Source organism: Duganella lactea (assembly GCF_009857505.1).
Lineage (GTDB): Bacteria > Pseudomonadota > Gammaproteobacteria > Burkholderiales > Burkholderiaceae_D > Rugamonas > Rugamonas lactea.
The window spans coordinates 38,358-51,022 of record NZ_WWCP01000028.1; the positions used below are offsets into that span (position 1 = coordinate 38,358).

General features: G+C 51.1%; 9 protein-coding genes. 3 read left to right on the forward strand and 6 right to left on the reverse strand.

The window, feature by feature from the left end; translation table 11 throughout:
* Positions 1 to 213 precede the first annotated feature (213 nt).
* Genes qatD through GTP44_RS19600 form a run of 4 tightly spaced genes read right to left on the reverse strand, consistent with a single transcriptional unit; the run spans position 214 to position 4,932 of the window.
* Entirely contained in the window at positions 214 to 951 is a 738-nt protein-coding gene (gene qatD, locus GTP44_RS19585) for a Qat anti-phage system TatD family nuclease QatD (protein ID WP_161020747.1), read from the reverse strand.
* Positions 951 to 2,213, reverse strand: coding sequence for a Qat anti-phage system QueC-like protein QatC (qatC, locus tag GTP44_RS19590; protein WP_161020748.1), 1,263 nt, complete (start codon positions 2,211 to 2,213; stop codon positions 951 to 953). The genes qatD and qatC overlap by 1 nt, the downstream gene beginning before the upstream one ends.
* Positions 2,210 to 3,061 (reverse strand): Qat anti-phage system associated protein QatB, encoded by an 852-nt coding sequence (gene qatB / locus GTP44_RS19595; protein WP_161020771.1) that lies wholly within the window; start codon positions 3,059 to 3,061, stop codon positions 2,210 to 2,212. The genes qatC and qatB overlap by 4 nt, the downstream gene beginning before the upstream one ends.
* A complete protein-coding gene (locus tag GTP44_RS19600; RefSeq protein WP_161020749.1) occupies positions 3,061 to 4,932 on the reverse strand; it encodes a KAP family P-loop NTPase fold protein in 1,872 nt (623 codons plus the stop codon). The genes qatB and GTP44_RS19600 overlap by 1 nt, the downstream gene beginning before the upstream one ends.
* A gap of 699 nt (positions 4,933 to 5,631) precedes the next feature.
* Between GTP44_RS19600 and GTP44_RS19605 the strand changes: the two genes are divergently transcribed.
* The 3 genes from GTP44_RS19605 to GTP44_RS19615 all read left to right on the forward strand — a co-directional run bounded on the left by GTP44_RS19605 (position 5,632) and on the right by GTP44_RS19615 (position 7,068).
* Entirely contained in the window at positions 5,632 to 6,051 is a 420-nt protein-coding gene (locus tag GTP44_RS19605; protein WP_161020750.1) for a hypothetical protein, read from the forward strand.
* A 207-nt stretch (positions 6,052 to 6,258) separates the two neighbouring features.
* On the forward strand, positions 6,259 to 6,792 hold the full coding sequence (locus tag GTP44_RS19610; RefSeq protein WP_161020751.1) for an HAD domain-containing protein: 534 nt from the start codon (positions 6,259 to 6,261) through the stop codon (positions 6,790 to 6,792).
* A gap of 75 nt (positions 6,793 to 6,867) precedes the next feature.
* On the forward strand, positions 6,868 to 7,068 hold the full coding sequence (locus tag GTP44_RS19615) for an AbrB/MazE/SpoVT family DNA-binding domain-containing protein (RefSeq protein ID WP_229256994.1): 201 nt from the start codon (positions 6,868 to 6,870) through the stop codon (positions 7,066 to 7,068).
* A 361-nt stretch (positions 7,069 to 7,429) separates the two neighbouring features.
* Here the strand turns inward: GTP44_RS19615 and GTP44_RS19620 are convergent, their stop codons facing one another.
* Positions 7,430 to 9,184, reverse strand: a complete 1,755-nt coding sequence (locus tag GTP44_RS19620) for a hypothetical protein (protein ID WP_161020752.1) — start codon at positions 9,182 to 9,184, stop codon at positions 7,430 to 7,432.
* Positions 9,185 to 9,193: 9 nt separating this feature from the next.
* Positions 9,194 to 11,716, reverse strand: coding sequence for a DUF8727 domain-containing protein (locus tag GTP44_RS19625; protein ID WP_161020753.1), 2,523 nt, complete (start codon positions 11,714 to 11,716; stop codon positions 9,194 to 9,196).
* Positions 11,717 to 12,665 lie beyond the last annotated feature (949 nt).

Sequence of the window (12,665 nt, forward strand, 5' to 3'; positions counted from 1 at the left end):
GGGCTCGTTGGGCCTTCTAGGCCTTCGTAGACTAATCCAGTCCTACGGTCAAACCCCATCCTTGACATGCGTTACCTCCATTTTGTTCTATTGTCCACTGCAGGGTGCCGAGCTTTAGCATAGTCAAGTTGCCAATGCTCAGCGTGCCTGACCATACGTGTCCGGCATTTCGACATTCGTCCTTCGCCTTCGATTTCAAACCAAATGATAACGCTACGAACGGCCCATCAGACAGAGCAACTGATTACTATTGTAAGCAAGTGAAGCTGCAGCTTGGTCGCTTCGCACACCCCATAGCGTTGCCAAGCGCTCTGCGGTGTCGTGAGCACTCCATGGCATGACCGTAGTTCCCGCGACTTTTGCAAATGGTCCATCACTTTCGGGAACAACTCTATCTGGTGGCATCTTGGCCGCAAGGGCGCGACCGTTGGCAGATTCAAACATCGCCGGACCCACACTGAACCAGCACCCAGATGCTTCTGCCGCCTTGAGTTCTGCGGGAGTTCCTGAAAACCAATGCATGATAGCCGTTCCAAAACCTGGGTATTTTTGCAAGATAGAGAGCACGTCCTTAACGGCACGGCGTGAGTGGATACTTAAAGGACGGCCCCCAACCGCAGCACAGCGCCGAATGACAGACTCGAAAATGTGCAGCTGAATTTCGTACGAATGCTTGAACCGTGGTGACCCGTCAAGCCCGACCTCGCCGACAGCGGATGCGATTGCAATTTGCTCCAGCAACAACTCGAGTTCTGCCGCGCGGTCATGAGCAATTTCGGGATGGAGACCCGGCGTAACAAGAATCTTAGACGAGGCACCTAATACCCTGGATGTCGCCTCGAACGCTCTCGGGCTTGTTGTCACGAGCCACGTAAATTCGTTGCGGAGCAAAGCTTCCTTGTAGACCTCCCGTGCGTTTGGATAGAGGTCAAGGTGACAGTGGAAATCCATCACAATATTCCATCTGCTTGGAGCAGAGCCTCAAGTTCTTGAATCCCAGTATCGAGCACATTTCTGTATAACGCACGGTCATTGGTTGAAGCGAACGCCAAGGACGCGCCCAGGAATCTGTCGAGACCTTGGTCGCGTACACTCAAAACAGCTAAAGCGGCAGCCATCGGATCGTCCGGGCCGCTGGACTTGTCCGAGCCTGCAACAGTTTCATGAACGTACCGCGTAGTGTCGCGACCTGCTCCCCAAGCGAGAAACGCACTTTTGCGAATCATGCAGGGCACACAGCGCCCGCAATGGACGCGGTTGTATGTTCGGAATCGGCCGCAGCTGGTAGAGTCGGAGGCCAATGTTCCAAGTAGCTCCTGGTCCAGACATTCGCGCAGCATCTCACCTTTAGTTTTAAAGCGATAGGGGAGGTCGAGCCTAACTGCAACCTCCAGTTGGTCGAGTAATTCTTGCAGCATCTCAATAAACAGTGGGTGAGTGGTACGTGTACTCAGGCTTGCGACTCGGCCCGGTACAAGGGGCGGATTGATACAGATGAATCCATTCTCTGGAACTAAGATTTGCACAGGCGAGCCGATAACTCTGGATGCCGCCAGAACTGCGAAGCCGTAAAATGCCAAAGAGCGGCCACGAGTTGATGACTCGCGAGGGCCTTTAAAGCTAATGCCATGACTCCACTGCATATGCGTTTCTCTGCCGCCAAGGACTGCGGCATAATGACGTTGCCGCTCAGAGTCCTCGTGCGCCAACTGTGAGACAAATATTGGGCGACGGCCTCGGCTGATTAAATCGATGCCACCAATAAGGCTGTCTAGTCCTCCCGACAGCAAGGAGACGCAGTCGCGATCAAAAGGCTGTGCCTTCCCATCAGGAGGAGCAACACCTCCATCAACGAAATGAAGGGTCCAATAGTCACCAGTTAGAACTTTCAGCATGGCCTCGGCGTGAGCTTTTAGGGGTGTCCAAACCAACGGCTCATGAAGTCCAACTGTGAGCTCGATGGTGCGGGTCCAACCATCGGCACTTGTGCTTCGTAGACCTGCTAGGTCTGCTGCGCAGACGGACAAGCAAAATTGAACGAAGTCCCATGTCTGCGCTGAGGGGCGAAATCCCTTACGCTTCAGCGATCCTTTCCAACCTCGAGCGATGGTCCCCACGCCAGAACGCTGAGCGGCCTTAAATAGCGTGAAGGCGCGTTCGTCCGCAGCGAACGTACCTGGCAATGCTTCGACAGATGTACATATGAATTTCATGAAGCGAACACCTCCAGCGTTGATTGCAGCACTTCAACTGCCAGCCGCTTGGGATCGTGGCTAGCCGTACCCTGCCGCTCCATGATGACTCGGACTTCTGACTGCACATATTCCCGCACATCTTTCCGATACAGTTGAATTTGTTGTGGACTGTACTTCAATCGTTCGTAGGTTTGCCCTAGTTGGAGATCCATGCGATTGCAGACATCGCTAGCAATCGTGATGGCCATTACATCGTGAATTTGCAAGTCAGTCAGCGCGAATATATCAATGCTAGGGTTTAGCTCATAGAGCTGGCCAAGCGCTTCGGCCGCTGCGTTGCGTAGAGACTCGTCATCCGTGCTTCCAGTATCTGGGAGTACTTCCTTGACCAATTCCAGGATGAGGTCATCGGCAGATAGATTTCCTTGACGTACCCGGTCAACCCAGTCAGTGACGCGCGCATCTGATCGGTCGCGTGCCGATGCTAAGAACTGGCCCAAGGCGCCAGCTCCTTTCGCTGTGCCTCTCATGGTTGAGGCAGCACGACGAGGGCCTCCCATTCCTTTGTTGACCATGCTCTTTGCCGCTGACCGTAACGACTCGCGTCCGCCACCCGCGAGATAGGCAGACATTTGCGTACGTGCAGCAGCGAAACGCCGGCTGGGAGCATTGGCTGCATCTTCTTGAGCGGCGTTCTCTTGGCCTGAAGCGTCAGCATTATTGTCGGCCGCGTCATCGCCAGCATTCGAGTCCGAAGCGTCAGCATCACTGGAGTCGGCGCCGTCAGCCCCAGCATCGGGCGTAAGCCATTCTGGATCGAACGGAGAACCGCCTTTGCCTCCGGAGCTTGAAGTAGATGTTCCCATCAATTAGGCACTTTCTTCGCGCGTTGAATGGCTGCTTTTGTCGTCTTGTTCACGGATGTCGCCAATTCCCACTTTTCAAGCACAGGACGGGCCCACGTCTGCGTGTAGAGCTGGGGAATAATGCCGGGCCCAATATCTGCCAATGGTGCCTCGCTCAAAAGTGCCGCAGCCTTCGCGCCTAGTTGGCTGAAAACCTTGCATGGCTCAATGAGCGGAACTACATCTTCACCAGCTCGCCAGGTTCGCTTCGAAGCCTTTAACTGCCAAGCTCGAACCATCGCCATTTCTGATTGAATAGCGCCAGCAGCCGTGATGGCCTGCGTCAAAGGAACGTTGGAATTCGACGCGCTGACGAGCGCATCGCGCAATGCGCGGCCTTCAGGACTCATGTTATCGGCACCGAAGTCTCGCGTGGCTGTGTCTCGGCTGAGATGCAACAGTGGCCGTAAGTCGGTCTCTCCAAGTGCAGGATGCAGTTGCAGCCACTCGCGCGTGAACGCGTCGTCCGTAAAAGGTTCCGGAAGGGGCTTACCTGGATCAGCGGCCAGTAACTCAGCTGCACGCAGCGCGTCGATTCGACCGTCGGATGCTGACGTCACCAACGTGCTAAGCGCATTGGCTAGGGTTTCATCGCAGCGTTCGACGAGATGCCACTTGGCTAGCGAAGGGATATCGAGAGTGATGCCTTGTGGCTCTGCAAGTGCTGACCGTAGATAGACAATGTTAAGGAACCGCTTCATGAGACGGGGATTGGCATTAACGGCTTTGGATCGGGTGAGCAGGGGCGCGAGTCCTTCTGCCAGTCCCATGAGTGCGACCATGCGCGCATCCCCCGTATTTATTAGACTTTGCAAGAATTCGGTGGTGATGGCATCTCCACGCCAACTAGCCTGCAAGCGCGCCGGAATCGCTTTGACTGCATGCGTGAATTGAGGCTCATCTATGTAGCCATCCGCGTGTGCTCGTTCCATTAGGAGGAGTGCCAGATATGCTTTGGCTTCGTTGGTGCCAAGCCGGGGCACGTGCAGCGGTACTTGGATCAGCTTGTCGAAATAGTTGGTAGCGACGTCGCTAGATATTTGGGCTCCTTCAAAATGCACACGCACAGCGCCGCGGATGAACTCGTTATCGGCCGCGATGACGAAAGCACTTCGCTTGAGGAAGAGCAGGAGCCGAATTGACTCAAGCGTGGATATGGCGGTTTTCGGCAGACAGCGGTCCAGGTCGTCCACAAAAACAACCAACGTCACTTTGAGCTCCTCTAACAGCTCCTCCAAGGCATTTCGGAAGGCTTGAATTTCGTTGGGTAATGAGATCGGCTCTGCCGGTTTCAGTAATGAGTCGCCTTTGTCTTCTTTGCCCTTTGCGTCATCGTCTTTATCCCCGTCTTCATCGTCGGCACCGTTCCCGAAGCCAAAAAAACCGCCAGCTTTGGCAATAGCTTTACCTATAGACCCAACAGGCACTCCGGTATACAGGGTGACTGCTGCTTCGCCGCCTAGTTGCGCCAGGCGGAGCAGGTTAATCCTCTTAAGAAGCCGCTTGGCTTTGCTGAACAGTTTTTCGTTGGAAGCGGCCAGGCGGAGTACCTCGTCGCCGACGAGTTGAAGAAGTGCACTGCGTGCACCTTCGAAGTCCTGATAAAGCCAGGGATTGAAGGTAACCACCACATAGGTATTCTGGTCCGGCATTGAGGAGTCTCTAAGCCGACTCTCTACCATTCGCACCAACGAGGTCTTGCCGGCGCCCCAGCCGCCAGAAATCCCGACCGAAATCGGCATGCCCCGCGACTGCTGCAAAAGTTTTGCACAGGCATCGGCGACTACGCCGAAGTTCAAATAGTCAACTATTGTCTCGTTATCTGACCACATGTGGATGCCCTCTTATGGAGTAATTCGGTGAGGACGCCGAACTAACTATTTCGGTAAATTAACTTTTTAATATTACCATAAGTTGGTATGAAAACTACGGATGTTGACTATTGATAACGTTGGGAGAGTTAAATAGATTTGGATCGTCTGCGCATTCCGAATTTACAACGGCGCTATCGCACCCACCACACAAATTCCTGCGCGCTATAGCGCTTACTGATCCCGCATACGCACAATCACCTCGGAACAAGACCTCCTCGATATCAAGGAAGAACGCAACCTTCTACGGCGGTTGGCAGCTGTGCCATGCAATTAATGACGGCTGAAGATGCGAAGCCCACGGCTCTTGATGATGTACGCTCGATAGCGGTGGTGTTGGTGGGGACAAGGTCTGCGACTTCACCTAGATTTTGCTAATCACTATCGCGCAGCGACTTGGTAGTGGTGAGCATCACTGCGTTCAATCCAAGCAAATCCCGACTGCACCGACACTCATCCACCAAAGCAAAAATCTGGTACGTAATTTCGCGAAAAAGCCTCATTTGTAAGAATCCGACACTCCGTATATCGTTAAATATGCACGCTACCAAGCGCGTAAATAAGCCGCTTTACCTACCGTCAAGGTGCGTGCTAACGTCAGCAGAGGGATGGTGCCAAGGCCATTTCGATCTTCAAACTTGGCCATGCGAAAGGTGAAATATGGTCAGCGATACCGAGTTCCCTGAGGTCCCACCGGACTTCCCGAAGCCCCGACTTCTGGGTGCTGTAGGCGGTGCCGCGCCAAAGATTTTGCTGGTCCGCACCGGCGAAGGTAAGTTTGCGGCGCCGACGAAATCTGACGACGAGTGGGCGTATCGCTGGCGCGTTTGCGAGCACCTGGCGGGTCAAATCGTGGATGTCGCGGCACGCAGTAAGGCCGGAAAGCGTTCGCATATGACGGAAGAGGCAATCCTGGCCCAGTATGTCGTTCGGATGAAGGCTGCAGGCTGGGGGAGCGACGAAGAAGTAACTTGGATTGGCCGGCGCGCCGCCGTGTTGCTGGATTGGCAGCTGCCAGAATTCTTTCAGCCGTTGGCAGAGGACGCTGACTCAAGTGCTACACCGCTCCCGCCGTGCTAGAACCGCGCACAGCGCTCGATCTGCGCTCGTTATATGTCGATCTGATCACTGATTTCGTCGGATCGGCTCGGAAGCTTTGCTCGGGTGAGGTGGTTTCGGCATCTCGTCAAGAGCCCTTTCAGAGAACTGAGCTGCCATCAGCACCGCGTTGCATTACCCGAGGTTCGGCGGCTGTGTATGAATCGGTAAAAAGTGAGGCACTCGTAAATGGACAATATCTTGAACGCAGCCGACGAGTCGTCGAAATTATGCCTCGTGTACCTCGACTTCGACGGGGTTTGCCACGATGACTCTGTGTACTGGAGCAAAAAAGCGGGGATTCATATTCGCACTCCGGGCAGAATTTTGTTCGAATGGGCGCCGATCCTGGTTCAGCTGCTAGCGCCTCACCCAAACGTGAAGATCGTACTCTCCACGTCCTGGGTCAGGGTTCGTGATTTCGATTTCGCGAAAAGCAAACTACCGCCGACTCTGCAAGCCAGAGTTATTGGTGCGACATATCACGCGCGAGAGATGCAAAAATGGGAATTCGACAATATGAGCAGAGGCGCCCAGATTTTCGCAGATGTGCAGCGTCGTCGCCCAGCGTATTGGCTTGCAATTGATAACGATGACAAATTCTGGCCGGCCCATTGCCGGGACAATTTGATTAAGACTCAAGACGAACTCGGACTAAGCGATACGGAGGTCCAGGCTTCGATCCGCGCTAGGTTAGCATCGTTCGCATGTCTGGACTCTTAGCCGCTGAAGTGTTGACCGGACGCAATCGAGACTTACCTGGATTTTTTTGGAGGATTCATGACTATGATGGTGACCATGACGTCCAAGGGGCGGATCACATTGCCCAAAAAACTGCGTGACCAGTTGGGTCTGGTTCCTGGAGCTCGCTTGGCGTTTTCCCTACTCGGCGATGGGAGTGTCGTTATGCGCGTCAAGCATCGGCGGCTTTCTAGTTTGGCAGGCATCCTCACAAGACCAGATCAACCCACAATTTCTATCGACAATATGAAACGATGAAAACTCTAAATCTTGTTAGACATTACTATGTCGAGCAGGCAAACCCCGGAGCGACATGCTGGCGTCACTAAGGGATCAATGAACGGGGTGCGCCACCGCGGTGGAAAAGCCGGCAATGCGGGCTGCGATGACGGCGGCGCACTTACAGGCATTGATGGCGAATTAGCGCGACGACATCGCCGCCGCGAGGTCGCAGGCGCCGGCCAGTTCCGCACCGTACGGGCGCCTGTTTGCCGATTCGTGACAGCACAGATGTGGCGCACCTAGGTCGCCTGCACGGTTACTGGAAAAGTCAGGCACCGTGCTAGCGCTGAAGTGATCCCTCGAGCTCCCTTAGGAGTTTTATCTGCCCAAGAAATTCTCAGACGAGCGTAGATGATTGCACCTGTCCTTCGAGACTAGGTTGCGCCAAAATTCTAGTTAGGTCCAGGATGCGGTTTAAACAGCGCCTGAATAGAGCGTCATTGTCAGTCATCAAACCCATGCCTCCAATCGCTGGAATTCTAGGTACATTGCTAAATATCCCTTGGGATTCCCATTTGGAAATATAGTTTGGATTATTCCATTCCAAGGCATATACCGCAACTACGGCGACTATATTAGCACTCGATGCAAAACCGTTTCTCGCGTCGAACACAGCCGTCCCCTCGTAGTACTTTGAATAAATTGCAGGGATCGCATACTGACGAACTGAGTTCGCAGTGCTATATTTTGCATCTAATATCACGTAACGATGCTGTTCCGCGGTTTCCCACTTTAAGACGAAGTCGGGAGTCCAATAAGGGTGCTCTGCTGAGTGACGATGTGCAACGTCTATTAAGTCACCGTGCCTGGTATTGGTGTTAAGCTTCTCTACGATAGGCTCATACTGAACGGTTATTTTTTCAGAATTCTTTGAAAAAACAACAGTTTTAGTCATAAAGTCTCCGTACTCTGGATGAGCGGTACTATCGATAACTAACCAGCCAGTGGAGCTAAATTCCTCAAAAATATGATAGAACGTAAATAATTCATATATTTTTGAAAGGGATTTCATCTTTAACATAAACTGTAACTTACCAATAGCGGGAGCACCAAGCGAGTACCAGTCCGCCAACTGCGTAAATAGAGCTCGGTAGACACGGGTGCTGCGGACAAAGGGCGTCATCACTGGTACCAACTCGCCCATATAAGTCACGCCCAGCTTACGTTCGAAAAGGTCAATAAATCCTTCAATTGCCTCTAGTGATGCATGGCACCGAATCAGCATTCCCTCTGCGGTCACAGACAAAAGCAACCGAGTAAAGGACTCGTAGCCGGCCGGCGTATTTACCGTACTACTGGAAAAATCCGAAAGCTGATTCACTAACGCGAGAAGTCCTCGTCGCATTGAAAATAGCCCGCCCAAGAGAATGTGGTTCTCACCGACGTCAGCGGTGGGTTGAACTGCTGATACTTCTATGTCACCCAGGTCGAAATTTCTTCCTCTCAACGAGACATCACCAATTCCTGTGGCAGGAGTGAGCGCATCCAGGTTGCTCAATACCTCTACAGGGTCCACCTCGCATGTAAGTTTATTCGTAGACCGAAGCGGTAGTCTCTTCGGAACAAGACGCTCCCTGATGTTCGCTATCAGCTCTTGGCGTGTGGACTGCAAAACCGAAATGATTCCTTCAGCGACAGTCAGTAACGTCTCTGGCTCAATCTCCTCACCAGGCAGGTTTCCGAAGGGCGTAGAAGACCTAGCCAAACAGGCTTTTACTAACAGTGGAGAAACCTCTGCCAGATACCGAATCATCTTCAATGCTTGCTCGGCGCTTGTCTTCTTCGCCAGCACATCGAAGACAATCGGTATTACATTCTCATCAAGGTAAAGCCGGGCAACAACCTTTCCGAAGCATTCACTTAAATATGTGCGCACTGCGGTTTGATAGACCTGCGCACCTCCGCTCTGCATTACGAGTTCAAACGGGGTCTCGTAGTCTTCGAACCTGATTATTGGAGCGGAGAGTTGAACGGCTTCTGCCCGAACAGATATCGAAAGATAGTCGGTCTCCTTTATTACAAAGGTCTGTGGAGAGTTTTCATCATAGATGAAATCTTCGCCGCTAATACTCACTAGGATAGCGTCGTTCATAGTTTCTGGTTACCAGCAGAAAAAGTCGTATGAATGCAAATCCTGCGAACCATATGCAATCATGCGCTCCAAGTATTTCGCCGACCGCGGGAGCACTAGCTCATCCAAGTCAGTCTTGAGTAATTCTAAGCGAGACTTGAAGCGGGTTCCATTGCCATTCACCAAGGGTAGAATGTGCTGACAAACTGCCAAATCCAATGCGGTCAGTTCGTTGTCTTCTCCCATGAGTGCCCGAGCTTTATTGCAATAATGAAGGATAGCAATCTCTTTACGTGGGCTTATACTCACCGGCCGCCCATTATTCATGTCCAAATTGACCAAAGTTTTTTTGATACGTTGAAATGCCGCCTCTTCTCGTGGGTCGAAAACTGGAAGCTCATCGGATTTTCCAAACAGCTCATCCATCTGTGTTGCAGGAAGAGGGAAAGCTATTTCTAAAGATTCAGATGTGGTCAGACTTTCGGCATGAGTTATTTCAGACTCATCAATCACTATGATAGGAGCGCGGTTAATCAAACGCTGGCTGAGAGGCTCTGTTGTACCATCATAGTTAATGGTGCCGATAAATCGCATCGCTGAGGGAATTTTAATTTCCTGCTGGCCGAGTCGTAGAGTACGGTCCTCCTTGCCATCGGCCATATCCATAAACGAGGACCAATAGTGTTCAATTGGGCTAAGATTCGCTTCATCCAACAACAAATAGGACATCGCGCGCTCTTGCTCGGTTTCCGCTTCAAGCGCGGAGAGGTAGTCGTATACACCAGTATTTGACGGCTGGAAGCGACTGGTCAAAGGATTAAAGTAGCCAATGAGGTCTTTTTGGGAGGTCCAGCCGCGTGCTACGGGCACCTCGTGAAGACGAGGAGTGAGGCCTTGAACTTGCGCTAGCAATCGTGCCAACGTGGTCTTACCAGTGCCAGGCAGTCCGGCTAATACTGTAATAAATGATTGCTGGGTGGTGACAAGAAGGTTTGCAATTTCCCAATCCTGCATAACCCGTCCATGTTTGGCTAACATAGTCGCAATAGCCCGTACGACTTCCCTTTGCTTATTTACGAAGTTTTCAGATTGCGGTAATGTAAATGTCTGAACATTTACGTTTTTTTCAGATATTGTCTCCGGGAAGTAGCTGCCGTTAATTGCATCAACCAACGGCTTCAACTCAATTAGCCTTGCTCGTAAGTGTTCGGACGATTTTTCAGCTTCAGATTGTAATAAACGTTTCGAGTCCTTGAGGACCTTTATCTCTTCTTTTGTAAATTCTTCCACACTGCGAAGTTTTTCGATTTGCTTTGAAACTTCACTTAGTGTCTTAAAATTCGAATACTCAGATTTTTTCGCCGCAAGCTGGCGCTCGACGTCGCCCATTTCGGACTTAAGCTTTTGGAAAGAAATGTTGGTCTCGGCCATTGCGGTTTCAATTTTCTCCTTTTGATTAGCTTGGATTTCCTTACGAATGTTTTCTTTTATCTCTTGAAGCTGGTCGCTTGCCTGACGTTTTTCGGCATCAAGCTCTGATAACCTCTGCTGTGCACGCTGCTGCTCCGTATTCAATGCCATTAAAGAGGACTGAATTTCGGATTCTTTCTCTCGTTTAAGACGGTCTAAAAAGCGAGCTTCGTTCTGCTCGATGAACTTCGACATGACCTCTCTGCCGCTTTCAGTGGCGAAGGCCGCGAGCATGGAATCCTGCAGCTCAGATTGAACGTCAACGATTGTTCCGATAATACTTGATAGCTTTCCGAGCCGCTGCTTAATGAAAGGTTTTGCGTTTCCAGGCACTTTCTGTAAGGTTAGAACGAGAGAATCAACCTTTGACTTTTCAATAATTCGTGCACCGATATCACTTTGCAGCTTAAGGCAATACTTGACAACTTCCGCATCGGAAGCGTAATCGTAAAAAGCACCAGTTCTAACGACTTCCAACCCGCCCATTATTCTAATAGGACTATCTTCCACGTCTACAATTTTCGCTGCTGCAATTTTTGAATCGATTTGGTAGATTTGGGCGTTTGCAAGATTTACTCCTGGCAATGGAGCATCAATAAAGTCTAGTACCAAAGAATTGGAATCTTGCCCAGGTTTCCAGCGAAATGGACCGTAGACATTTGTTTCATCATCGATAAATATGTATTTTGTAGAGGGCATGCCAACGGTCTGGATAAGTCGACCATTGGGATTTGGGAGTGGAGCATTTATAACCTGGAAGAAATCTCGTGCTTTTGCCTCGTCAGCCATGTTAGCCGTCGCAATATATTCACAGGCTTGCGTACTATCAATATTATCCGATTTTTTGAGATTCGGCGTTACCTTCAGTTTGAAAAGCGTATGGTCAGGAAATCTTTTTTCTAATTCATCATAATGGCTGGTAATGAAAACTTTTTGAGTTTTACAGAAGTTGTCTCTGCTAATAGGGATTACTTTGTCATCAACAATTTCCGCTACGGGGAAAACCATTCCGATAAGGGGATTGCTAGAATTTGGATATAAAGTTTGTGCCAGAACTGTCCGGTCCATCGAGTCGTCGATCATGTATGTGCCCTAGTAATGTTGTCAATTTCGGCCTCTCAGGCTCAGTAAATAGTCTACCCGAAATTTCAACATTAGATGCCAGGAAGAAAACTTTATTATTTGATTTTGGCATTATGGCAACTAGATGGTTTGCGCACGTTTCCGAGTCTTGCTCTGTAGAACGTTTCGAACCATTTATGTTGCGAGGTGGGAGACTTACACCAGGCATAATTTGGGTGTGACGCGTACGTACCGCGCTGAATGAAAAGTGTTTTTCACCAGGCGTCAGTTGCGGTCGTGACGCATGACCTTTCAACCAAGCAGGAGTCGCCGATTACCCGCTTCCCTTCATCAACGGCCGTTCGCCCGGGCTTTTCTGCTTTTGAATCGTGCGCTTCAACGCAGGAGCGACTTTTCGGCCCGTGTTCATTCCATAATCCGGGCAACGAGAAGCGTTTAGTGGTGATCGCGTTACCAGGAGAATACGATGATTGGCGCTCCGTAAAAATCCAGAACAGCCCAGGCATTCTTGGGCGCATTTCCTGCCGAGTTGACGCAAGCAGAGGCGGTGCCAAAGATACCAACGGAGAGCCTGGCAGAGTTGTTCTGACCAGTTAGCTCGTCGCATATTTCAGCGCTAGGCGAAGGGATGCGCCCGAAACCGCAGCTTCGTTCTGGCCCGATGGAGTCCTGCGGTCGGGGGCGCTCGCCGCAGACTTTCGCTTATCTCAACCGGAGGAATTGTCGTGGGGTGTTTTCCTCCTTGGGACGCAGTTGTCCGTAACGGCCTTCATACCGCTTTCGTTCAAGAAATGCATCGCTTGCTTTCCGTCGGTCCGGTCGTGGAGACCCATATCCGTTCTTCTTGCGAGCCATTATCGACAGCTGCCTGCACATAAAAAAGGCCACCTCAATGTGAGGTGGCCTTTTTCATGTGCAGGCACTCTATGCTATCGAAATGCATTAATCC

Coding starts and splice junctions, on each gene's coding strand:
- qatD (WP_161020747.1), bottom strand. CDS start 951: ATGGATTTCCACTGTCACCTTGACCTCTATCCAAACGCACGGGAGGTC.
- qatC (WP_161020748.1), bottom strand. CDS start 2,213: ATGAAATTCATATGTACATCTGTCGAAGCATTGCCAGGTACGTTCGCT.
- qatB (WP_161020771.1), bottom strand. CDS start 3,061: ATGGGAACATCTACTTCAAGCTCCGGAGGCAAAGGCGGTTCTCCGTTC.
- GTP44_RS19600 (WP_161020749.1), bottom strand. CDS start 4,932: ATGTGGTCAGATAACGAGACAATAGTTGACTATTTGAACTTCGGCGTA.
- GTP44_RS19605 (WP_161020750.1), top strand. CDS start 5,632: ATGGTCAGCGATACCGAGTTCCCTGAGGTCCCACCGGACTTCCCGAAG.
- GTP44_RS19610 (WP_161020751.1), top strand. CDS start 6,259: ATGGACAATATCTTGAACGCAGCCGACGAGTCGTCGAAATTATGCCTC.
- GTP44_RS19615 (WP_229256994.1), top strand. CDS start 6,868: ATGACGTCCAAGGGGCGGATCACATTGCCCAAAAAACTGCGTGACCAG.
- GTP44_RS19620 (WP_161020752.1), bottom strand. CDS start 9,184: ATGAACGACGCTATCCTAGTGAGTATTAGCGGCGAAGATTTCATCTAT.
- GTP44_RS19625 (WP_161020753.1), bottom strand. CDS start 11,716: ATGATCGACGACTCGATGGACCGGACAGTTCTGGCACAAACTTTATAT.